Source organism: Paraliomyxa miuraensis, from assembly GCF_026337845.1.
Lineage (GTDB): Bacteria > Myxococcota_A > Polyangia > Nannocystales > Nannocystaceae > Paraliomyxa > Paraliomyxa miuraensis.
Genome location: NZ_JAOVZF010000161.1, coordinates 469,970 through 493,348, shown reverse-complemented (window position 1 = coordinate 493,348; position 23,379 = coordinate 469,970). Strand labels below are relative to the sequence as shown.

The following is a 23,379-nucleotide window of genomic DNA, read 5'->3' as shown; positions in this document are numbered from 1 at the left end:
TGGCTCACGCTGGTACTGGCCTCGGTGCGCGAAACACCAGCCGACATCGACCGTCGATTCTGCGAAGATTCCCGGGTGATGCGAAGCTGCACGGTCCCCACGAACTCGAAGTCATACCCTGGCCTGAGCGTGGCCGTCCTGCTCGCGGTGGCGGGCTCTGCCAGCGGCTGTACGCCCAGCGAGCCGGCGACCGACGACACCACCACCGGCATCACGGTGGGTCCGACCGTGGGAGGCACCACCGTCGGCTCCACCGACGATGGCACCACGGCCGCCACGGCCGACGGGACCGCCACCGCCCCCACCAGCACCAGCACGGCCGACGACACCGAGGGGCCCGACACTGCGCCGATCTTCGACGTGGACTACGACACCGACTCGGACACGGATGGGCCGCCGATCGACATGTGCACGGTGCAGGACGACATGAACGCGGTGGGCGACTGCAATGCCGAAGCCCCGCCCGACTCCTTCGAGCCCGACGTGCAGTGGGTATGGACCGGCGGCGCCACGGGCGAGCAGTCGTGCATCGTGACGGCGCTGGTCGCCAACCTCACCGACGACGACGGCAACGGGACCATCGACCTGTGCGACGTGCCCGACGTGGTGGTGGTGGCGGCCACCACTCACACCGCGCCTGGCTACGTGTTCCTGCTCGACGGCGAGACCGGAGCCGAGCACATGCGCTTTGGCACCCAGGTGGTCGACCACGTCACGCCCGCGCTCGGCGACATCGACGATGACGGGATCCCGGAGATCATCACCGTGGGCTTCTCGGACGGCCGGCTGGTGGCGTTCGAGCACGATGGCACGGTGAAGTGGACCGGCGACACCGTGTGGGAGGATGGGCTGCCCAACGGGACCGGCGGGTTGTTCGGCGACTGGGCCTATGGATCGGTGCAGCTGGCCGACGTGGACACCGACGGCGACGTGGAGATCATCGCCGGCAACATGCTGGCCGACCACACCGGGCACACGCTGTGGTTTGCGCCCGAGGTGGCCGGCGACTGGAACGCGAGCACGGCGGCCGACCTCGATGGCGACGGCGACCTCGAGATCGTGCTGGGCCACGCTGCCTTTCGTCACGATGGCTCGACGCTGTGGGTGGTGCCCAGCGTGCAGCCGGGCTTTCCCCAGGTGGCCGACCTCGACGGCGACGGCCTGCCCGAGGTCCTCGTGACCAATCGCGGGGGGATCTCGCTCATCGAGCACGACGGAACGCTCACCTATCAAGACCTGCGTCCCACCGGGGTGTCGTCCGGTGGGCTCAACTGGATCCGGCCGGCCACCATCCACGACTTCGATGGCGACGGGGCCCCGGAGTTCGCGGTGAGCAGTCAGACTCACTACACGGTGTACGAGCCCAACGGGATGATCGTGTGGGACGCCCCGGTGGTGGACTTCAGCGGCGTGGCCGGGGGCACCGCGTTCGACTTCCTCGGGGACGGGATCGCCGAGGCGATGTACACCGACGAGCAGCGGCTGCACGTGTTCGATGGCGGCGGCAATTCGATCCTGCAGATCGACCGCACCAGCGTGACCGGGACCGAGTACCCGGTGGTGGCCGACATCGACAACGATGGCTCGGCGGAGATCCTGGTGGTGTCCAACGGCGCCGGCGCGGGGTTCCCCACGGTGCAGGCGGTGCGAGACGTGCAGGATCGGTGGATCCAGGCCCGACGGATCTGGAACCAACACGCGTATCACGTGACCAACGTGCGCGAGGACGGCACGATCCCCCAGTTTGCCCCCAACTCGTGGGAGGGCCTCAACACGTTCCGCACGCAGGCGCAGATCGAAGGCGGGGGGATCTGCGTGCCGACCCCGCCAGGATGACGAGGCGCGCCTTGGGCTGCGGTCGGAAGCGAGTCGATGGGGGGCACCCCGCCTTGGGCTGCGCCTCGTGGCTCCGTGTGTTCGTGGGTCGAGCGTGCGTCAGTTCATCTCGGTGACGAGCGTGTAGACCACGGCGCCGGCACGCACGACGCAGAGGCCGGCGCGGCCGCCGAGACGCCGCCAGGACTCCGGCGGGCTCGAGAAGCGCCACAGGGCGTCTCCGGGACGCATCGACGCCTCGAGGTCGCGCCACTGCTGGCGCAGGAAGCCGCTCGACATCGACGCGTCGTGCTCCTCGACGCTCGTCGCTGTCGTCAGCCAGGCCCGGAGGTCGTCCTGCGGGTTCGAGAAGATGAGCACGGCCTCGCCGAGGTGGATGCGATCGCCGCTCTCGAGCGCGTGCTCGCGGACCTCGGCGTCATTGACCCGAAGTCCGCACCCGTCGCTGCAATCGACGAGCACCCAGCCGCGGGGGCCCGGCTCGAGGCGAGCGTGCCGGCTTGCGACCCCCGGCTCTTCGATGACGAGATCGCTCGCCACGCTGCGCCCGATGTCGACGGCACGGCCCGCGAGTCTAAGCGTGCGGCCGAGGCCTCGGCCCGTCAGCAGCACGAGCATCGGTCCAGCGACTTCGCCGTCCACGGGATCCGAGCCTAGCAGCATCAAATGTCGACCGTCATTCGTCGATCACGCTCGCGTTGTTCACCGCACTCTTGCCGATGGTCGGCTCGGATTCCCGTTGACCCCCTCGGCCGAGCCCGAATACAATCAGCATGGTCGAGCAGCCTGGAGGTCGAGATGACGTATGCATTCACAGGATGTGATGACAACCAATATCGAGATGACTTCTTCCTCTACCAGAAGCACCCCGACGGGAGCTGGCGCGTCCTCTATGGGATTGTCAACATGAACATGACCGATCCGGACGCTGCTCCCGACAATGAGGTATGCCTCGAGGAGGGGGAGAGAGTTGCATTCAACCAAGATTTTTGCGTGCTCTGCCAGGGCACGAATGACGGCACGCTCGCCCTCTTCGTGGAGGACATGGCCATGGAGCTCCTCGCCGAGAGCGCGCATCCTCGCTGGGATCATGCCTCTCGCTAGCCGCTCGAGGTGCACGGCCGGGGCCGCCTAGAATCCGTGGTGATGAGCGTTCGTCGCCGTGGGCGCGGCGGGCGAGGTCTCGCCCTCGCTCCGGGATCCTAACGTGGCACGGGGATCGGGTTCGAGCTCGGCACGGGCGGTCGCAGGTCGATCTCTCGCACCTTGGGCAGCTCGGCGGTCCCCGAGCGTCGCTGTCCCTTGACCACGGCAAACGCGTGGTGGCTGCCCGGCTCGGCCACCACCACCGCGACCGGCCCATGCCCCACGAGCTCGTCGTCGACGAAGATCGGCACCCCCTCGGGCGCATGCACCACCAGGCAATCACAGTGCTCGCGCAGCCGGGGCAGCACCCGCGCGGCCACGTCGACGCGAATGGCGAAGTTGAGGTTCTGCGCCTCCTGGATCCCGGCGGTGACCACCCCCACCACCCGACCGTTGCGGTCGATGACGGGGCCTCCGGAGTTGCCCGGGTTGAGCGGGATCTGGGTCTGCACCACCGGCAGGTCGCCCACCGGATAGATGTTGGAGATCATCCCCGTGTTGAAGGTCCAGATCGCGCCCACGCCGTGACCGATGGCGGCGGCCCAGGCCCCCACGCTCAGGGTGCGTACGTCGGCGAACGGCAGCGGCCGGGAGCCACGCACGGGCACCTTCACCAGCGCCAGATCGATGTCGCCCGTGGCCATCTGCACCACCTTGCCGGTGGCGCCGCGACCATCGTGGAACACGACCTCGACCTGCTTGGCTTCGCCGACCACGTGACGGTTGGTGAGCACGAGCCCGTCCTTGGACACGAAGAAGCCGGATCCGAAGCCGTCCTTGGTGCGAATGAACACCACCGAGGGCGCAGTCGCGGCGAACAGGGCTTGCTGCTGGCGCTCGAGCGCGGCGAGGGGATCGAAGGCCGGCTCGGTCGGAGTCGGCTTGGTCGCGAGCGGAGCCGGTTGGACCGGTGCTGGCCCCGACTTGCCGGGGGCCGGCGCGGCGCCGAGCAACAGCGAGGAGAGCAAGACCGCGGGCATCATGGGCTCAGAACCTCCCTCCGAGCATCACTCCCCCGCCGTTGGGACCCACGGTCGGACGCAGCGACAGCTCGTGGTCGAGACGGGTGGTGCGCCCCCCGCTGTGCCGGAGCCGGTCGTTGTACTCCTCGGCCATGCGCACGCGCTCGTCCATGCTGGCCGGGGACCCCAGCATCAGGGGCAGCCCTCCTGCCATGAGCACCACGCCGGTGACGGACGTGATGCCGATCCCGACGGCCCGCTCGCGCTTGGTGTCGCCGGCGGTCGCCGCCAGCGTTCCCCCCACCAAGGCAACGGTGGCTCCGAGCACGATCATCGTCCACCCGGCTCCCCTTCGTACCCGGTGCTTCCTCGCGAGATCGGAGCGGCCGACGTAGTGGTAGAACTCGGCCCCCTCGAGCGACTTGGCCGGGTTTCCGTGGGGGTAGAAGCGGCCACGCGCGGAGTCGTAGACGATCCGGCCTCGCTCGTAGCGGCTCGTCGCGGCCTTGGCCTCGAGCGGGACCTCGGTCGGCTCCTCGCCCTGGGTGGGCTCGGAGTCCTTGGTGGGCGAGATGGCCTCGAGGGTCTCCTCGCGTACGCCGAGCGTGGCGGACTGGGCTCCGCCCGCCATGGGCTCGTCACTCCAGGCCACGAACGCATCCACCGAGCGCCCCTGGCCGTCGAGCACCGAGATCACCGCCTGCACGCGTCCATCGACGTCGAAGGCTCGAACCACGAGGATGCGATCGTAGCCCTGAGGGGCGACCCGGCGCGCGATCTCGATGTCGTCGTCGAGATCCACCCGCGCGGCCCGTCGCCCCAGCACGACCCGACGGCTCTCATCGAGCACGCCATCGAGCGCCTTGGCGATGGCCTCGACCTGAGAGTGCGTTCCCGCCGGGACCACCACGACCCGAACTCCATCGGCATGGAGGTGGGGCTGTACGGCGCTCACGGAGAACACGCTCGACCAGTCGCCCGGCGAGGCTTCTACTTCGGGCGCTGCGCTGGTGGTCTCCTCGATGGGAGCCGGCGGTGAGGTGGGCTGGATCTTCTCGAGTGGAGCCGATGGTGCGACCCCGATCGCGCTCGCGAGCGCTCGCCCGGGGACCAGCGCGAGCGCGAGCGCCAAGGGGGCCAGCGCGCGCGCGAGGGGAGGGTGGAGGATCGAGTCGTGCACGAGGTACGAGCGGAGTCTAGCGGACCGAACACCGGCCAGCCATCTGGCTCATGCGCAGCCGATCATGGGGTCGTACATCGAGCCGTCGGGGCACACGCAGCCGCCGGCTGGATTGAGCATCGCGGGTGGAATGCAGGCGCCTCCACCTCCACCGCAGCCGATCATGGGGTCGTAGGGCGAGCCGTCGGGGCACACGCAAGCGCCGGCTGGATCGAGCATCGCGGGTGGAACGCATACGCCTCCACCGCAGCCGATCATGGGGTCGTACATCGAGCCGTCGGGGCACACGCAGTCGCCGGCTGGATCGGGCATCGCGGGCGGAATGCAGACGCCTCCGCCACCGCAGCCGATCACGGGATCGTACATCGAGCCATCGGGGCACACGCAAGCGCCGTCCATGTCGAGCACCGCAGGAGCGGGACAGTCATCGCCGCCACAGCCACCGGCGGGGTCGGGCGAGGTACCGTCGGGGCACGCGCAGCCGCCCATGCCGTCGGGCACCGTCGGGTCCGGACACGGTTCGCCGGTATCGGTGTCGGTGTCGGTGTCGCCCTCGCAGTCGCCCATGGGTTCGTAGGGCGAGCCGTCGGGGCACACGCAGTCGCCCACGCCGTCGGGAACCGAGCCGTCGGGGCACTCCTGCGGGCCACCAGAGTCGGCGCTCGTGCCATTGTCGCAGCCACCGGCGGGATCGGGCTGGGAGCCATCGGGGCACAGGCAGGTGCCCATGCCTCCGGGCACTTGGCCGTCGGGGCAACCATCGCCGCCACTGTCGGCACCGGTCGTGCCCTCGCTGTCGCCGTCGGTGTCCCCATCCCCCACGACCCCCGTGAACACGCATCCCAAGGGTGAACAGAGCAGCAAGGCCGAGAGCAATCGGTGCCGGTGAACGATGAGCAGCTTCATGTCCAGGAGAGTGTCGGGAGCCTGGAGAATCCGTTGCGGTCGGCCGAGGGAATCGTCGGTCGCGGAGGCAGGGCACGCCTCAGGGCGGGCAGGCCTTCGTGACGCGGACGCGCAGGTACTGCGGCGGGTCGCCGGCCAGGAACGACGCGCGCGCCGACTCGGCCGCCGCCGACCCCATCCGACACAGCACGGCCACTTCCTCGGCAGCACGCTCGGTGGCCAGCACGCTGCGGGGATAGGTGCTCGCGTGCTCGCGCAGGCGAGCGAGCGCGGCCTCGTGCTGGCCGTGCTGGGCCAAGCGACGTGCTCGATCGAGCAGCGCGACCTCGGCGGTGGAGAGCGTGGGGGCGGCAGCCTCGGGCGGCTTGCGCGGAGGCGTTGGCCTGCGCTCGGTGACGCGGGGAACGACGGGAGCCGGGGTTGCTCGCGGTCGCGTCCGTTCGGGTGCGGCCGAGGTCGAGGATGCAGCGGGCGCGACGTCGGCCGCGACCTCGGGGACGGCCTCCGGCGCGCCACGATCCTTGGCATCGCCCCGCTTCACCGCCGACGTCTCGTGCACGGGCCGATCGCTCCGCATGATGAGCGGCGCCTGGTCGGGCAGCCGAGCCGCGGGTGCCTCCACGAGCGACGTGCGCCCGACCCACCACGCCAGCGCCGACGCGGCGCACAGGCCCACACCCGCCAGGAGCAGCGCACGGCGCCGCGGCGAGCGACGCCGCGACCCGGCCGGCTCGGCCTCTGCGAACGCGGCCGCGATCACCCGCTCGCGCAGGCCATGGGCGGCCGACGAGTGCGACTCGAGCTCGAGGTAGGCCTCGATGTAGCGACGCTCCCGCGAGCCGAGCTCATCCACCATGGTGTTCCTCCCGCGCGCTCACGAGCCTGAAGAACCGCTGCCTCGCGGCACGCAGCCGCGTGTAGACCGTGTTGACGTTGATGCCGAGCGCCTCCGCGATCTCGGGGGCCGACATGCCCTCGAGCTCCGCGAGCACGAACACCTCGCGGCGCGGCTCGTCGAGGCGGCGAAGGAACCTCGCCACGGTGTGCGCGGCCTCGATGCGGTCGAAGCCGTCGTCGTCGACCGCGAGCAGCGCTGCGGCTGGCAGCGCCTGCACGGCCTTGCGGTCGAGCTTGCGCCGATAGTTGGCACACACCCGGCGCTCGATCGCGAACAGCAGTGCCCGCATGCTGCGGAACTCGCCGAGCGCCTCGGATCGCCGCACCAGCGTCACGAACACCTCCTGGACCACGTCGTCGGCGTGGCCGTGGGGGATCCCCAGGCGGATCGCGTTGCGGCGGACGAACGCGTGGTGCTCGTCGTAGATCCGACGCAGCGATCGTGGGGTGGGCCCGCGCGCGTCGATCGGGACCCCCTGTGGCTCGCCCTGGGAGGCGCGCGGCGTCGGTCGAGGCGAAGGCACGTTCCCAATGAGAACCTAGTGTCCAGAAACGGCTCGATCCGTTGCGGAAAATCGCAGCTCCACCACGATGGAGGCGCGGGTGCCCGCGGTGCCGGCGCGGTACACCGTTTGGCCAGTGCTGAGGGCAAATCGGGGGCGTCCGAGCATGGCGTAGTTGGACAGCTCGACCCCCACGGCGAGCCAGCGCACGGGGATGACGAGCAGCTCGAAGTCCACGTGTGCCGCGGTCCAGGGCACGACCGCGGCGCGTGCGTTGGGCACGTCGCGGCCGCGCCCCACTGCGGCCCCCACGGCCATGCCGGCGCACGGCAAGAGCTCGAGGTTCACGCGCGGGCGGACGACCGCGCACGCGCGCGGATCGACGGCGACGACGAGCAGATCGACCGCACCCAGCGGGCTTCGAGCTCGGTTGCCGAGCACCTCGATTCCGGTCTGCACCCGCCACCGCTGCCACGCATGGCCCACGCCGAGCGAGCCCCGCGGTGTCGTGAGGGTGCCGTCATCGCTGACCCCGGTGCGGGCCGAGACCAGCCAGTGTCCACGACGCGGCCGGCTCGACGACGAGGCCGCGACGGGTGCGGACTCGGGGCCCTCGGTGGACGCGGGCACGGGGACGGGTGCGGGGCGATCGGAGCTCTGCCGCGGAACGGGCGGCGCAGGCACGAGCAGGGCCTCGGGTGCCGGCTCGGGTTCGGGCACCGGCTCGGAGCCGAGCTGCGAGACCGCGTCGGGCTCGGGCTCCAGGAGCGTCTCCGTGTCCGGGCTCAGCGCGGCCGAGCCCACCAGCGCCGCGGCTTCGAGCAGCGTGCGGCAATCGACGGCCGAGAACGATCGCCGCTGGTGTTCGTCTCCGACGACCAGCTCGAGCTCGAGCGCATAGAGTCCGTCGACCCGCCGGACCTGGCCGATGATCTCGATCCCGGACTCGAGCGCCCCGTGCTGCTGGCCGATGCGATCCTGCAGTTCGCGCGCCGAGCCACACTCCGGCGGCGCTTCCCAGCGCACCATGGGCTCGGCCGGCACGGCGCTCGACTCGAGCACTGCGGTGAGGAGCACACCGACGCTGGCGGCGATCACTGCGATCAACCATAGCGCACGACCGACGATCCGAACCTTCGCCGTGCATCTTCCACCAGGAAGCCCTTGGCTGCCTCATCGAGGACCAACGTGCATTCATGCAAGTCGTCGACTCGCATGTGTCGACGAGCTCGCCGGTGTGAGGTCGTCCGGGCGGCGATCGTCGTTTCTTCGCAGCGGTTGCTGGGGTTGGTGAACGTGGGGTAGCGTTGAAATCGGACTGTCCGTGACACGGACCCTGGAGCACTCGGGTGACGCCACCCTGATCGGGGGAGAGGAAACCTCGGCCTCGCTGTCGGCTGCGCACCGGGTGACGTCACCAGTCCTGCCGCGCGGGGCCGCACTGGGACGCTACGTGATCCTCGATCGCCTGGCGGCCGGGGGCATGGGGGTGGTCTACCGCGCCATCGATCCGCAGCTCGAGCGCATGGTCGCGCTCAAGCTGCTGCGCTTTGGCGAGGACGATGACGCACGAGCCCAGCACACCCGCCTGCTGCGCGAGGCTCAGGCCATGGCGCGGGTGCGGCACCCCAACGTGGTGGTCGTGTACGACGTGGGCGTGGAGGAGGGCCGGGTGTACGTGGCCATGGAGCTCATCGAGGGCCAGACGCTCGGCGCATGGCTCCGGGCCGAGCCCCGTCCGTGGTCGCAGGTGCTCGAGGTCTTCATTGCGGCGGGGAAGGGGCTCGCGGCGGCGCACGAGCAGCGCCTGGTCCACCGCGACTTCAAGCCCGACAACGTGATGGTGACCGAGCGGGGTCGGGTGGTGGTGATGGACTTCGGTCTCGCCCGTGGCCACGAGCTCCCGCCCGACCAGTCCGAGGACGCGGCGCTCTCGGTGTCCGGCAGCACGCTGCTGTCGTCCGAGATCACCCGGGTCGGGGCGCTGGTGGGCACGCCCGCGTACATGAGTCCCGAGCAGCTGTCGGGTCACGGCGCCGACGCACGCAGCGATCAGTTCGCGTTCTGCGTGGCGCTGTTCGAGGGGCTCTACGGCGAGCGCCCATTCCAAGCCGACGGGGTGATGGCGCTGGTGCTCGCCATCACCAAGGGGCGGATCGCGGAGCTGGCTGGCGGGGCGCGTGTGCCGAAGTGGCTGCATCACGTGGTGCTGCGAGGGCTGCGTGGGGATCCGGATCAGCGATGGCCCTCGATGGACGCGCTGCTCGAGATGCTCGAGGATCCGCCGCAGCGACGCCGACGACGACGGCTGGTCCAGGGCGCGGTGGTGGCGAGCATGGGGGGCGTGCTCGCGCTGGCGTGGGCTCGGTCCTCGCAGCACGACGAGCGCTGCACGGGGGCCGCCGAGCGGCTCGAGGGGGTGTGGGACGGCGAGCTTCGGGCCCGGGCGCAGCAGATGCTGGCGGCCCTGGAGCGGCCTTGGGCCACCACCGTCGTGGGGGCCGCGATGGACGAGCTCGATCGATACGCCGCTGCGTGGATGGACATGCACGCGCAAGCCTGCCGGGCCACGGTGGTGGATGGCTCCCAGTCGCAGGAGGCGATGGATCTGCGCGTGGCCTGCTTGGAGCAGGCCCGCATGGAGCTACAGGCGATCGCCAGTCAGATCGCCGCCCCGGACCCGACCGTGGCCCGCAACGCTCACGAGCTGGTACGCGGCCTGCCTGCGCTCGAAGCCTGCGCCGACCTCGAGGGGCTGCGGGCCGAGGTGCCGCTGCCGTCCGACCCCGAGGCCCAGCAGACGCTCGAGGAGCTGCTGCAGCGTCGAGCGTCGGCCTGGGGCGTCCATCAGGCGGGCAAGTACGACGAGGCCAAGGAGCTGATCGACCAGCTCGGTCCCGAGGTCGAAGCGCTCGACCATCCGCTGCTGCGGGGAAGGTTCCTGCTGCTCCGTGCACTGAACCGCTCGGCTCGGGGGCAGTACTCCGAGTCGCGTGCCGATCTGGAGCAGGCCCTCGCCATCGCGCTCGAGATCGGGCACGGACAGACCGCATTCTCGGCCGCGCACAACCTGGCCGTCGGTGCGGCTCAGCACGAGCAGCGGCCGGGCGAGGCGCTGATCTACGGACGCATCGCCGTGGCGCTCGCCGGACGCCGTGGCGCCGCGGCCACCGACCCTTCCTTTGCGCGGGTGGGTCTGGGCATGGCCCAGCTGGCGGCCGGCGATTCGCTCACGGCCGAGGCGACGCTGCGGCGCGCGCTGGAGCTCGATCCGGGGACCGACCCGCTGTTGACTCGGGCCATCCACAACAACCTGGGGACGGCGCTGCAGGATCGAGGGCAATTCGCAGAGGCCTTGGTCCAGATGCAACGCACGCTGGAGATCTCGATCGAGCAACTCGGGCCAGACCATCCCGACCAGGTGACCGGACACACCGCCGTGGCCCATGCCCTGCAGCGAGTCGGACGCGTCGACGAAGCCGAGACCAGCCACCGTCGGGCGCTGGAGCTGGCGATCCAGGGCCATGGTGACCAGCATCCCAGCGTTGCGATGGCGCGATTCAATCTGGGAACGCTGCTGCTGACGCGCGAGCGCTTCGCCGAAGCCGAGGAGCAGATGCTGGGCGCCCTGCGGATCGCGGAGGCAGCGATGGGCCCCCTGCACCCCCAGGTTGGGGCGATCCACGGAAACCTCGCCGGTCTGCTCATCGCGCTGGGCCGACCAAAGGAGGCCGAGGAGCACGCCAGGCGGGGTTTGGAGAGCATTGCCAGCGCCCTGGGGGCCACTCACCCACGGACCGGCTCCTCGCGGGCCCAGCTGGCGCAGGCTCTGATCGACCAAGGGCGCAGCGCCGAGGCGGAGACGTTCCTCGAGGAGAACCTCGAGGTCCGGCGCAAGGCACTGGAGCCGGGCAACCCGACGGTGCTGCAGAGCCTCGGAACGCTCGCCGAGCTCCGCATCGATCGAGGACGCCCAGCCGATGCCGAGCCTCTGCTCGAAGAGGCGCTCGACGGCTACGCCCGAGCCGAGCGGCAGCCGCTGCTCGACGCGAGTCATGCCCGGGTCCGACTCCTGCTCGCGCGCGCGCTATGGGAGCATGACGAGCAGCGTGAGCGGGCCATCACGCTGGTGGAAGGCGCGCTCGAGCTGGTGGAGAGCGAGGAGGACCGGGCTCCGTATCGAGAGTGGTTGAAGGACCATCGAGTCGCGGGACGCTGAGCGGGAAGGGTGCTGTGTGGGCTCGAACAGACTCGAGCCCGCGATGGCCTCGTCGGCTCCATCCAAACCGCTGCCGGCCGAATGGCGCCGGCTCGCATCGGCTCCTCTGCCGCCGAGGACGGCTGTCCGGTCGGATGTCCGTGTTCCTTGGGGTGCATTTTTCGACGATTCGTGGATGCCACTTCCTCCTGCTGGCGAAGGATTGGAAGTGGTGGGAGGAATGCCACGACCAAGCCATCCACGAGCGACGCGAAGGTCGCCGAGCCATGCATGGGTCTTCGCTGCGATCTGCACCACGGGGTGTTCGCAGTCGAGTACCCACGAGGCTGCGGCCAAGGCGAACGACTCGTCGAGCTCGTCGAGCGGTACGGACACCGCACCGGACGCCGCGCCGACCGGCGCCAGTGACTCCGGCGGGCTGGAGCTTCCCGAGGGGTGCGGCGATGGGGTCGTCGAGCCGGGGCAGTACTGCTTCGTGAAGGTGCCGCTGCCGTATCTGCCGCCCGATCACAACAAGGTGAGCACTGCCGCCGCGGTGGACGTGGATGGTGATGGCCGCGACGAGCTCGTGGTTGGTGGCATCACCGCCGCGTTCTTGTCGTTCGATGACGGTGCGTTCGAGTTCGGCCCGCCGATGAGGTCGGGACTGATGCGCTACGAGCTCACCACGAGGTGGGACTGGGATCGCGATGGGCAGGAGGATCTGCTGGTCCCGAGCTACGAGGGATGGCGGGTGTTCATCGTGCGCAGCCTCGGGGACCGGCTGGCCGACGTCGAGACCGAGGTCATCGGGGGCAGCGAGTACATCACCTACGGCGCTCCCGTGGCGCTCGACGTCGACGAGGATGGGCAGCTCGAATTCCTCGTCAGCGCGGAGTGGCCGCCCCTCGAGCAGGGCGCTCATCTGCGCAAGCGCGTGGCTGGCGAGTGGACCGACTTTGGGCCGATCCTGCCGCTCCCCGGGTGCGGTGTCACGGGGGCGAGAGCCCAGGCCGACTTCGACGAGGATGGGCACCTCGACCTCGTCGTGCACGACAGCGTCACCGGCTGCGATCCCTATCCCACGCAGTACGATCCGGCGTTCCATCGGGTCGCGGTGTTTCGGAGCGATCCGGAGAGCGGGCTGCTCGAGCCGACGGGGACGTTTCCGACGGGGGGGTGGGGCGAGGTCGGGATGTGGGCTGATGACTTCGATGGGGATGGGCATCAGGATGTGGCGATCCAGATCCAGACAGTGGATGCGATCTCGCTGCTTCGGGGGCGCGGGGACGGGACGCTCGAGGAGGCGGAGTCGATCACGGAGATCGGCGGGACGGTCGGGTTTTGGCGGCTCAGCCGCTGGGGGCGCGGGGACTTCGATGGTGATGGAGACCTCGAGTGGATGGGTGGCTCCGAGAACGACGAACAGTGGATTCTCGAGGACCTCGTTGGATCTCCGCTCGTCATACCGTTGCCCCCAGGAATCCCCTGGCCCCTGACGCTCGGAGATTTCAACGGAGACGGTGCCTCCGATTTCCTCGACTACTCGTTACTGAACCTGGGAGAGAAGACAGTCTTGCTATCGGCACCTTGAGCTGCTGAGCACAGTTCACTGGCGATACCTGCGGTCGATTCGGCCGCTTCATTCGTAGGAGGAGACGAAATGGCACGGCCATATCGGCAACAGAGGAGACTTGCGCGCCCATCCTGGGCATCGGTCGTGGTAGTCGCGAGTGCATGCAGCGGCCCACACGACGACGGGAGCTCGTCGGGAGTGATGTCAACCACCGGAGATGTGGTCACGACGGGCGCCACGGGGACGGGTGCCGACCACGAAGGATCGGATGGGGAGTCGGGAGACATGGGGGACGAGGGAGGGGGATATCCCTGCGCAATGCAGGGGATGTTTGGTACCTACGAGACCGAGATCCCGGACACGACGATCGACGAAGAATACGCGTATGACGTGGATCCGCGCATCCTCTGCGACTTTCCGGAGTTGGTCGATGCCAACGGGGTAGATTCGGACCGATTGAGCACTCACGAGGGTGAAGGCATCGACCGCTTCGACATCTACGTCTACCGGCCAAAGGACCCCACCGGTGAATGGCCCGATGACGGGCCGCACCCGGCGATCTTCTTCGTGCCCGGCAAGGGCCTGAACACGGTCCGGCCAGGCGGGCCTGCGACCGAGCCCGAGGATCACTTCTTCGGTTTCTTGTTCGAACCGATGGCCCAGGCGGGGTTCGTGGTGTTTGCGATCCAGCCGAGCAGCGTCGAGTGGGGCAGCGGCAAGCGGCGTGCGGCGCTGGCGTGCGCGATGATGTGGGCCAAGGACGCCGGCCACGGCTGGGCGGCGGCGGCAGACGGGCGGATCGGCGACTCGGCCGTGCTGATGGGTCATAGTCGCGGCGGATCGGCGGCGACGCGCCTGACCAAGTCGGTCCTGTGCCGGGACTCCGACGACCCTGCGGGTGATGGGTGCTGCCTGGCGCCGGATGCTTGCGACGGCAAGGACGATCTCCCGCCCGGTACCGCGCTCGACGACTACGAGATCTGCTCCACCGTGTCGATCGCTCCGCGGTGGAACGGCATCGATCGCACCGAGATCCGCGACCCGAGCTCGCCGCCCTACCTGATGATCCAGGGCACCCTCGACGAGGACACGGTCGGGCAGGGGATCCCCGCGTACGATGCCAATGTCAGCGAGGATCTCGCGGTCGCGGCCGAGCCGTCGTCGTTGCGGCTCCACGACAAGGTGGGCCTGTGGGTCTACGGGCCGATGCACCAGGCGTGGGGCGGCGTCGACGTGAATTCACCCGTGGAGCTGGGCCTGCGTGGCGTGGCTCAGGCGCAGGCGACGGCGCCGTTCTTCGTCGAGCAGTTCCTGCGCTGGCAGCTCTTCCGCGAGCCCGAGGCCCGAGCGAAGGTGCTCGGGCCCACGAAGGTCTCGCCGCTGCAAGACGACTTCTCGCCTTCGGTCTGGGAGCCGAGCCTGTGGAATGTCGACGGTACGCAACCGTATGACCCCAACCTCGCGGTGTTCTACCAGGGCGACGACGCGGGCCTCTCGGGCGTGGGCCGGCCGCTGGTGTATGCCGACTTCACCCAGGGCACACAGTGGCCGGGGGCCGAGCGCTTCATCGTCGATACGCTCGCGCGCGGGATGGCAGCGCCGGATTGCGATGGCGACATCTCGCCCTCGACGATGGGCACGACCGTCACGATGTCGCCGATCGGCGTGGGCAATGCCGCGGCCTGCCAGGGCCCTGCCGAGGAGGTCGGCCCAATACCCGGCTCCCTCGTTGGCTCCGATCATGCGACCGAAGCGCTTCAGATCGCATGGGGCGACACGTTCGCAGGCGTGCAGGTGGAGTGGTCGCTCGAGGCCGGGGGCCTGCCATTGTCCGAGATCGCCGACTACACGCACTTGTCGTTTCGCGTCGGCAACCTCGTCGACAGCTGCCCTTCCATCCCGGACGAGTTCCAGCTCGAGGTCGAGCTCGTCGCCGAGGACCCGAGCGGGATCCCCGTCGTTCGCACCGTGCTGACCGACGTGATCCCCGACCAGCACGGCGAGGAAGTGCCCGGCGTCCAGGGCTTTCCGATCTGCCCCAGCAGCCACTTCATGCACACGATCCGGATCCCGCTCGTCGACTTCTGCGATCAAGGCCCGGGCTTCGATCCTTCGGCGCTCACCGCCGTTCGCATCCGCTTTCCGGAATCGATGGAGTCCCACGAGGCGCTCGTGGACTCGCTCGAGTTCACCCGCGATCCCGGCGACGCGGGCTCGTTGGTCTGCTCGCAGTCGCAGAGCGACTGGACGTGTGCCCCTACCGACGCCCTGATGCCCTTCGAGATCTCGTGCGCGGGTGAGCCCGATCCGGCATGCGAGCCCGACGACGTGGTCACCAATCCCGTCCCGTTGCCGACGGTGAGCGACGAGCTCGGCGACCCTCGCCCGGGCTGGGTGGTCCACGTGCCCAAGGGATGGCTCGGCGATCCCAAGCACCCGACGTCGCTCGAGCTCGATGGGATCCTCGACCTGTGCGTCGCGGCCTGTGAGCTCGAGTGGTCGGACGACCCGAGCATCACCGCCAACTGCTCCGACCCGGGGGCCTTCACCACGCCTACGCTCCGCGCTGTTCCTGGCCTTGGCTCAACCCACCGGATCCGCACCGACGACCAGCACGGCGGTGGCCTGTTCCCAGGTCACGCCCTCGCTTGCGATCTCGAAGGCGATTGCTGCGAGGCATTCGACGAGGCTCTGTGTGCGGCCCGCTCCTCCCGGCCCACGGCTGCGAGACAGCCGCTCGCGCGCGGCGAGGAGCTCCGCATCGACCTGAGCCCCGCCACGAGCAAGGCCATGCTCATCACCCCCGGCAACATCCAGGACATCCCCCTGGCCGGCGCAGCCGGCTACTCCCTGTGCGCCAACCCGGCAGGCGGCCCATGCCCGTTCTACCTCGGCTCACTCTCGGTCACCGCGACCGAATCGATCACCGTGACCGCCACCTGCCCGGACCGCTCGCCGTTCTCGGTCGAGCTCACCGACCTCGGCATCGAGCTGTTGCAGCCAGCCTTCGGCATCGACGTCGACGGCGTACAGGCGTTCCCGAGCGGCGCCCTACACGTGCAGGGCATGGTCACCGTCGCGGGCTTCACCACCACGATCCGTGCCATCAACGAGGACCCCGTGTTCCTCACCGCCGACCGCGAGGGCTTCCTCTCCGCGGAGGTCGGGCTCGACTTCGCGGTCCCATGCGGCACCGGCTCACTTCCCGTGGTGTTGCTGGTCGAACTACGAAGCGCCGACGCCCCGGCCGCCCGACTGCCCGAGGTCGAGATCACCACGCCCAGCACTGCCCCCTGCCCGGGCATGCTGGCCTTGACGCACGACACCAGTGATCCCGATGACGACCTGACCTCGGTCCGCTGGATCGTCGACGGCGTGCTACTCGCTCCCGGGATCGGCACCATGCCGATCACCCGCTCCCACGATCTCGTCGCCATCGCCCGCGACACCCGCGGTGCCACGACGACGGACGCTCGTACCGTCACCTGCGAATGAGCCGTGACCGGGGGTCGGCGAGTTCTTGACCATCCCGACCCGATCTTGACCAGTGTCGGCGAGTTCTTGACCGTCCCGACCCGTTCTTGACCGGGGTCGACCCGATCTTGACCGCCCCCACCGGTTCTTGACCGGGGGTCGACCAGTTCTTGACCGCCCCTACCCGATCTTTGACCGGGGGTCGGCCAGTTCTTGACCGCCTCCGCCCGGTCTTGACCGAGGTCGGTCGGTGTCCGACCGACTGCCACCGACCTCGACCCACCAGGGCTTGCCTTCGACGCCCGGCTGCGATCCCGAGGCCGCATTGGTCGAGGACGCGAAAACGTTTTCGCATCGAACGTCACGAACCGCGTTGGAAGGGCCGCTGGCACGCATTCTGGGTGCGTCGGGAGCCCTCGCGTCCTGTGCGTGACCTCGAGGCGTAGGGCGTGTGCGTCGCTCGGGCGTCGCGGTGCTGAGCGACGGAGAACGGTATGCTGCTGAGACCGTGCGGTTGGAATCGGTAGTGCTCGGCGTCGGGCTCGTGCCGCTCTCGGCGTGTCGGCCGTCCGACGAGCCCGGCTGGACGATTGCCGTGCAGCGTGACGTGGCCGAGGGCGAGGGCGAGTATTCGCATCGCCTCTGGCTCGTCTACGACGATGGCCGCGAGGACTCGCTCGTTCCCATCCCGCCAGAGCCCAACTACGCCGGGACTCGAACCCCGTACACCCAATTCGTGGGTTGGAGTCCCGACGGCCGCGGCTTCTATGCCGCCGATCGAGCGGATTGGTTCTTCACCGATGGTCGCTTCGAGCCGCTCCGGTGCGACGACATTCCCTACGCCCACGGCTGCATCGTACGGGGGAACGAGCCCCTGATCCTGTCGTCGGGCGAGCTCGTGGTGCCCTACGAGCTGTCGTCGGCCCATTTCCCCGGCGTCGCCCCCCTGCCTCGAGCCCATCTCCTCGTCATCGACCACGAAGCGGGCACGAGCGAGATCGTCGATGAGACTCACGAGTATGCATGCGTGAGCGCTGCACCGGGCGGACTCATCGTTGCCACCGAGGTTCTCTACACCTACGGCGATGACCTCGACATGAACCCTTCGCCTACGCGCGAATATCGGACGTTCATGCTCCGCGACGGCGTACGCGAGGACATCGCAGGGCTCACGACCTTTGACTGCAGCCTGATCGCGCCCACGGGCGATCTCGTGGCGTGGCCTGCCGGTGCGGCAACGCGGGTGACCGATCTCGATGGACGCGAGCTCCACGTGGTTCCTCACCATCGTGCGGCGGCGTGGACGAGCGACGGCCGCTGGCTGGGCGGCAACGACTTCGAGAGCGTGTGGCTGCTCGATACGACCACCGGCCAGGTCGACCGGCTCGAGCTCCCGGAAGCCGACGCCATTCACTTCTCGCCCGACGGCCGTCGCTTGGCCGTCCAGGAGCGCTGCACGGGATCAACGTTGCCGGAGCCCCGGTGGCAGCTACGAATCTACGAGGACGTCGGTCGCTGGGAGGAGGTGTGGGCCGAGCCGTGCGACACTCAGCACTGGATCGACTGGACGCCCGACGGCGAACGGTTCGCGCGGCAGCTCGAGGAAGACGGCGTCGACGGGTTTCACGTGATCTCGGTGGTGGATGGCGAGCGAGGGCCGTTCATCGAAGGGCGAGGGCTGGCGTTTCGGCCAGAGGGATGAGGCGAGTCCGGGCTTCGGGCTTTGCTCCTCCGAATTCACTTCGCGTAGAAGGTGGAGGGCGTCACCGTCGCGGTCGCGGCGGTTGCGATGGTCGCTGTGTGCACGGCGGTGTCGGTGTCGCTGCCGTTCCTCCGACGAGGCACGATCCATCAGTCCCCAAGTCGAGAGCCGTACGCGTGCGAACATTTCGTTCGACTAGACCAGACCGGCTCCCGCTGGTAGAGCGATCGAACACCACGAACCGAGCTCGGAGGACCGACGGCGCGCATCCTGGCCCGATGCCAGGCCGCCTGCATCCCTACCGCAAGGGCAGCGCCTGCAGCAGCTCGATCCTCCGCCTTCGCGTGTCATCGTCGGCCGCACGCGATCGCAGCGCGGTGGCGAGCTGCCGCATGCGCGCGTGGTCATCCGGATCCCCCGCCCGCAGCAGCTCGCGGAGCAGCTGCTCCTCCATCATGCCGCGCAGGCGGGGATCCTGGAGGTCTGCTTCATCGAGCGCCCGCTCGAGCGCCTCGCGAACCGCCGTCGCGCGCGGAGTGGAGTGAGCCTGCAGGGCACGCACCACCGCGAGATGAGCCCGGGCCTCGCGGGGCTCGAGCTGTCGCCACAGCCGTGCGTGATGGAGCGCCAGCCCGGGCCGGTCGAGCGCGAGCGCAGCCTCGGTCCGCACGCGCAGCGGCTCGGGATCTCCAGGATCCCGCACCGCACGAGCGCCAGCGATCGCCTCCGCATGACGCGGCGCATGAACCAGCAGCCCCTCGACGAGATGCGCCCACGCGCCGGGCTCGGAAGGCGCGAGCGCAGCCAGTTCCATCGGCTCGGGAAAGCGCTCGACCAGGTGCTCCACCAGCGCCTGCTCCACCCCAACATGCAGCCGCGCCAGCGCGGACGCGGTGGCCCGCCGCTCCGCACCGCGGTCACCCCGAGCCGCAGCCGCGCCGGCCAGCAACAACCATCCATCCGGGTGCCCCGGCTGCAGTCGCACCGCCGCGCGAGCGCGTCGGTCGGCCCCCATCGCATCGCCACGCTCGAGGGCCGCCCTCGCACGGGCGCGGTGCAGCGGAGCGTGCAACGCTCGACGCACCAGCGCCTTCTCACCAACCTCACGCGCGAGCTCCGTACCGCTCTCGGTCGCCAACCACCCCCAAGACCCAGGCAGCACCGGCACCGCAGCCACCGCCAACCCGGCCAGCACCACCGCGCCCACCCGCAGCGGCCGTGCCACCACCGATCTCCGCCCGCTCGGCGCCAGCGCCCCGGCCAGCGCTACCGCCGGTGCCGCCACTCCCAGGTGCTCGAGCGAGAAATCCGCCAGCCCTTGCGCTGCGATCGCGAGCAGCCCGAGCAGCGCGATCCTCCGCGCCCGCGCATCCTCATGATCCCCCGCACGCCGCATCGCGCCCAGCCACCACGCGGCCATGCCCACCACCAGCACGCCGCCCACCCAGGGTCCCCACTCGACGATCATCGCCAGCGGGGCGCACTCGAGGTGCGAGTGCCACACGTGCGAGGGCTCGGGGTCGAAGGCTGGGAACACGTCGCCGAAGGCCCCGCGCCCGATCCCGGTGATCGGAGCCAGCTCGATCAACGCAGGCGCGCTCGCATCGATCCGCAGGCGCATCGCCGTGGCGTGATCGAGGGGCCCCCACAGGGTCGCAAGCTCGTGCCATGCCCCGAGCGCCAAGAGCCCCGCCACCACGCCACCGATCGTGGCCAACCCGACCAGGCGCGGGACCCAGCGCCCACGATCCACCCACCCACGAGCCCAGCCCGCCCTCTGCCGCCAGGCCTGCGGCCACCATGCGATCGCCAGCCCGACCCCACCGACCACCGCGCCCACCAGCAACGCGGCGCGCGACATCGACAGCACCAGCGCCGCCACCTGCACCAGCAGCCCGATGCCCAGCACCACTCGCGGCTCCATCCTTCGGTCGATGCGTCGATGCGACTCGTAGAGCCCGGCGGTGGCGAAGATCCCCAGCAGCAGCAGCCCCGACTGGTGATTCGGATTGACGAAGGTCGTGAGCAACGCCGCAGTCCCTCGCCCCGGCCCCAAGTGACGCGCCTCGTAGATCCCATAGATCCGCTCGATGCCGAGGCCGTGCTGGCAAAGCCCCACCACCGAGACGATCACACCGGTGACCGCCACCACCCGCGCCGTGGTGCGCCACGATCGTTGCGCGCAACAGAGCGCCAGCCCGCACAGCGCGAGCAAGCGCAGGGCCTCGAGCGCAGTGTCCACGGGAACCGGCGAGAGGCTCGGCCACGGTGCTTCATCCACCCCGACGAGCGCGAGCTCCACCCACGCGTGCAGCTCGGGCGCCAGCACCTCGCGGGCCCCGGGCAGCGGCAGCACCTGCACCACGGTGGCCCCGAACGCCAGCAGTCCCAGCCCCAGCCCGCTCGGCACCCGCAGCCTTCGCCCTCGCCCGTGCACGCGATGCAGCAAGCCGGCCACCACCGCGAACGCCGGGATCACCCACGGCCACACCCCACCCAGCGCCAGCGCAGGGCCGGCGATCGCCACCACCAGGCCGATGCGAGCACGAGGCGAGCGGGCCGACATCATGCATCCCCTGGGCTCGATCAAGCGGCGGAGGAGGCTCCGTCGTCGAGCCCATCGCGCTCGTCCGTCACGTAGCCGCCGTAGCCATAGCCGCCGTAACCATCGCGGCGACCGGACTCGTCGACCTCGTTGAGCACCACCCCCAGCACGCGCGCATCGGCGCGGCGCAGCAGCTCCACCGCACGCAGCAGCTCGCCCCGCGCGGTCTTCCCGGAGCGAGCCACCACCACCACCCCGTCGACCACCTGCGCCAGCACCAGCGGATCGGCCACGGGCAGCACGGGCGGGCTGTCGAGCAGCACCACGTCGTAGCGATCGCGCAGCTCGTCGAGCACGCGGTTCATGGCGGCGGACTCGAGCAGCTCGGTCGGGTGCTCGGGAGCCAGGCCGCAGGGAATCACGTGGAGGTTCTCGGGTGCCCCGGCCGGCCCCCGCACGATCACCTCGTCCAGCTCCGCCTCCCCACGCAGCACCGCCGCCAGCCCCCGCGAGCTCTCCTCGCCATCGCCGAACACGGTATGCAGCCGCGGCCGTCGCAGGTCGGCGTCGATCAGCACCACCGACTTGCGAGCCTGGCACAGCGACAGCGCGAGGCTGGTGGCCACCGAGCTCTTCCCCTCCGACGGAGCCGGCGAGGTCACCATGAGACAGCGCGACGCCCCACCTTGCACGAAGGCCAGCGAGGTTCGGATCCCACGGCAGCGCTCGGCCGCCAGCGATCCCGGCGATCGATGCACGTGAAGATCGCGGCTGCGCCTGCGCTCGATCGGATCCCCCCGCCGCCCCCCGCGATCCCCGGTCAGCGCGGGCAGCTGCCCCAGCACCGGCAGCGGATCCTCGGCCAGCGCCCGCTCGAGATCCACCACGTCGCGGATCCGCTGGTCGCGAGCCTCGACCACCAGCGCGAGCACGAGCCCCAGCAGCAGCCCCGCGGTCGCCCCGAGCCCGAGCCCCACCCCGCGGTGCGGGAACGCAGCCACGGCGGGCACGGTGGCGCGGTCGAGCAGCTCGATGCCTTCCTCTTCCACGCGGTTGGTCAGCCCCACCTCGGTGTCGCGACGGGCGATCACCAGATACTCCTCCTCGGCCGTACGCGCATCGCGAGCGAGCTCGTGATGGCGCTGCTCGAGACCCCCCAGAGCCAGCGCCCGCCCCTGCTCGCGAGCCACGGCGGCGGCGAGGCTCTGCTCGGTGCGACGGGCCGCGGCCACCTTGGCGTCCAGCGAGGACAGCCGCGCCCGGACCTCGCGATCGAGGGCCTTCTCGGCCTCCTTCAGCCGCTGCGCGGCCTCCTGGTGCACGGTGTGCTTGGGCCCGTACTCGAGGTCGGCCGCGCGAAAGGCCGCCTTGGCGTCGACGTGCTCGGCCCGCAGCCGCTCGAGGGTGGGCTCGCCGTCGGCGAGCACGAGCAGCGCCGCCAGCATGTCGCCCTCGTCACGCCGGCGCTCGGCCTGCTGCAGCACGCTGCCCAGGGCGATGCGCTCGGCCTCGGCCTCCTTGGCCCGAGCCGAGAGCGTGAGCACGTCGGAGGTGATCACGTTCTGCCGATCGGCCAGCGAGACCGAGGTGACCCCGTTGTCGTCCTTGAAGCGGCGCAGCGCCTGCTCGGCCTGGTCGAGGCGCTCGCGCGCGGCCTTGCGCTCCTGTGCGAGATCGTCCTGGGCCCTGCGCCCCACGGCGTGGCGCCCCTCGCGGACGTGATCGAGGTAGGCATCGGCCATGGCGTTGGCCAGGTCGCGAGCGCGCTCGGGGTCGGGATGCTCGGCGGTGATCGCCACCACCCGCGAGCCACGAACCTCCTCGATCGACACCAGCCGCTGCAGTCGCTCCACCGCGTCGGCCGTGGGCGGGGCCGAATGGAGCGGTCCATCGGCCTCGCGCAGCGCGTCGGGATCGTCGAGCAGGCCCAGCCGATCGAGCGCGCGCTCGGCCACCGACCGGCTGCCCATGATGGCGCGCTGCGTCTGATAGTAGGCATCGTAGGCCTTGCCCTCGGGGTTGCCCTCGTCGACCACCCCGCGGACCTTGTCGAGCACCTGCGGCCCGGTCGGGCGCAGCACCAGCGATGCCGAGGCCCGAAAGCGCGGCGGCAGCGAGCGCAGCACCAGGCCCGCCGCAGCCACGCACAGCCCGGTGGCGGCCAGCCACACCAGCCAGCGCCGACGGAGCACGTGGCCCAGGCGCAGGAGCTGGGCGATGCCCTCGTGGGGAGCGGCGCGGCCGAGGCGGTCGGGGTCGGGCTGCATGGCGGTCGGCTCTCCGTGCACGCGGTAGGCCCCGCTCGGTTGACCGACTTCGAACCGGAAACCGAGCGCGACCTCGGACGTGATGCACCAACGAGCCGGCCCGGGTGGTCCCGGGCCACCGAGTCGATGGGTCGCGCGAGCCGGCATGGGCCGGGTCTCGAACGGCGCCGTCGCGGACGTCAACGGG

General features: G+C 70.1%; 15 protein-coding genes. 6 read left to right on the top strand and 9 right to left on the bottom strand.

All coding sequences use genetic code 11. From position 1 onward, the window contains the following. Positions 1–129 precede the first annotated feature (129 nt). Positions 130–1,836, top strand: a complete 1,707-nt coding sequence (locus tag OEB96_RS37385) for an FG-GAP repeat domain-containing protein (RefSeq protein ID WP_266221674.1) — start codon at positions 130–132, stop codon at positions 1,834–1,836. A 99-nt stretch (positions 1,837–1,935) separates the two neighbouring features. Here the strand turns inward: OEB96_RS37385 and OEB96_RS37380 are convergent, their stop codons facing one another. Further along, positions 1,936–2,478, bottom strand: coding sequence for an FHA domain-containing protein (locus OEB96_RS37380; protein WP_266221673.1), 543 nt, complete (start codon positions 2,476–2,478; stop codon positions 1,936–1,938). A gap of 156 nt (positions 2,479–2,634) precedes the next feature. Here OEB96_RS37380 and OEB96_RS37375 point away from each other — a divergent pair, with 156 nt between their 5' ends. Continuing rightward, positions 2,635–2,940, top strand: a complete 306-nt coding sequence (locus OEB96_RS37375; RefSeq protein ID WP_266221672.1) for a hypothetical protein — start codon at positions 2,635–2,637, stop codon at positions 2,938–2,940. 98 nt (positions 2,941–3,038) lie between these two features. On the opposite strand, the gene OEB96_RS37370 is transcribed toward OEB96_RS37375, so the two are convergent. From OEB96_RS37370 to OEB96_RS37345, 6 genes are all read right to left on the bottom strand, one after another. After that, entirely contained in the window at positions 3,039–3,965 is a 927-nt protein-coding gene (locus OEB96_RS37370) for a S1C family serine protease (protein ID WP_266221671.1), read from the bottom strand. Between the two features lie 4 nt (positions 3,966–3,969). Then, the gene (locus OEB96_RS37365; protein ID WP_266221670.1) at positions 3,970–5,124 is read right to left on the bottom strand and encodes a hypothetical protein; all 1,155 of its coding nucleotides are present in this window, start codon (positions 5,122–5,124) and stop codon (positions 3,970–3,972) included. Between the two features lie 48 nt (positions 5,125–5,172). Further along, entirely contained in the window at positions 5,173–6,030 is an 858-nt protein-coding gene (locus OEB96_RS37360; RefSeq protein ID WP_266221669.1) for a hypothetical protein, read from the bottom strand. Between the two features lie 79 nt (positions 6,031–6,109). After that, positions 6,110–6,886, bottom strand: coding sequence for a hypothetical protein (locus OEB96_RS37355; protein ID WP_266221668.1), 777 nt, complete (start codon positions 6,884–6,886; stop codon positions 6,110–6,112). After that, positions 6,876–7,451, bottom strand: a complete 576-nt coding sequence (locus OEB96_RS37350; protein WP_266221667.1) for an RNA polymerase sigma factor — start codon at positions 7,449–7,451, stop codon at positions 6,876–6,878. The genes OEB96_RS37355 and OEB96_RS37350 overlap by 11 nt, the downstream gene beginning before the upstream one ends. Before the next feature lie 15 nt (positions 7,452–7,466). Next, on the bottom strand, positions 7,467–8,528 hold the full coding sequence (locus OEB96_RS37345) for a hypothetical protein (RefSeq protein ID WP_266221666.1): 1,062 nt from the start codon (positions 8,526–8,528) through the stop codon (positions 7,467–7,469). A 226-nt stretch (positions 8,529–8,754) separates the two neighbouring features. Between OEB96_RS37345 and OEB96_RS37340 the strand changes: the two genes are divergently transcribed. The 4 genes from OEB96_RS37340 to OEB96_RS37325 all read left to right on the top strand — a co-directional run bounded on the left by OEB96_RS37340 (position 8,755) and on the right by OEB96_RS37325 (position 18,380). Beyond that, complete coding sequence (locus OEB96_RS37340; protein WP_266221665.1) at positions 8,755–11,649, top strand: serine/threonine-protein kinase; 2,895 nt, start codon at positions 8,755–8,757, stop codon at positions 11,647–11,649. 220 nt (positions 11,650–11,869) lie between these two features. Continuing rightward, positions 11,870–13,222 (top strand): FG-GAP repeat domain-containing protein, encoded by a 1,353-nt coding sequence (locus OEB96_RS37335; protein WP_266221664.1) that lies wholly within the window; start codon positions 11,870–11,872, stop codon positions 13,220–13,222. A gap of 300 nt (positions 13,223–13,522) precedes the next feature. Beyond that, entirely contained in the window at positions 13,523–16,699 is a 3,177-nt protein-coding gene (locus tag OEB96_RS37330; protein WP_266221663.1) for an alpha/beta hydrolase family protein, read from the top strand. A 487-nt stretch (positions 16,700–17,186) separates the two neighbouring features. Next, on the top strand, positions 17,187–18,380 hold the full coding sequence (locus OEB96_RS37325; protein ID WP_266221662.1) for a TolB family protein: 1,194 nt from the start codon (positions 17,187–17,189) through the stop codon (positions 18,378–18,380). A gap of 298 nt (positions 18,381–18,678) precedes the next feature. On the opposite strand, the gene OEB96_RS37320 is transcribed toward OEB96_RS37325, so the two are convergent. Continuing rightward, positions 18,679–20,949: a hypothetical protein gene (locus OEB96_RS37320; RefSeq protein WP_266221661.1), complete on the bottom strand. Its 2,271-nt coding sequence runs from the start codon at positions 20,947–20,949 to the stop codon at positions 18,679–18,681. A gap of 17 nt (positions 20,950–20,966) precedes the next feature. Beyond that, positions 20,967–23,192 carry a GumC family protein gene (locus OEB96_RS37315; protein WP_266221660.1) on the bottom strand — a complete coding sequence of 742 codons (2,226 nt, stop codon included), beginning with the start codon at positions 23,190–23,192 and terminating at the stop codon, positions 20,967–20,969. Positions 23,193–23,379: the final 187 nt, after the last annotated feature.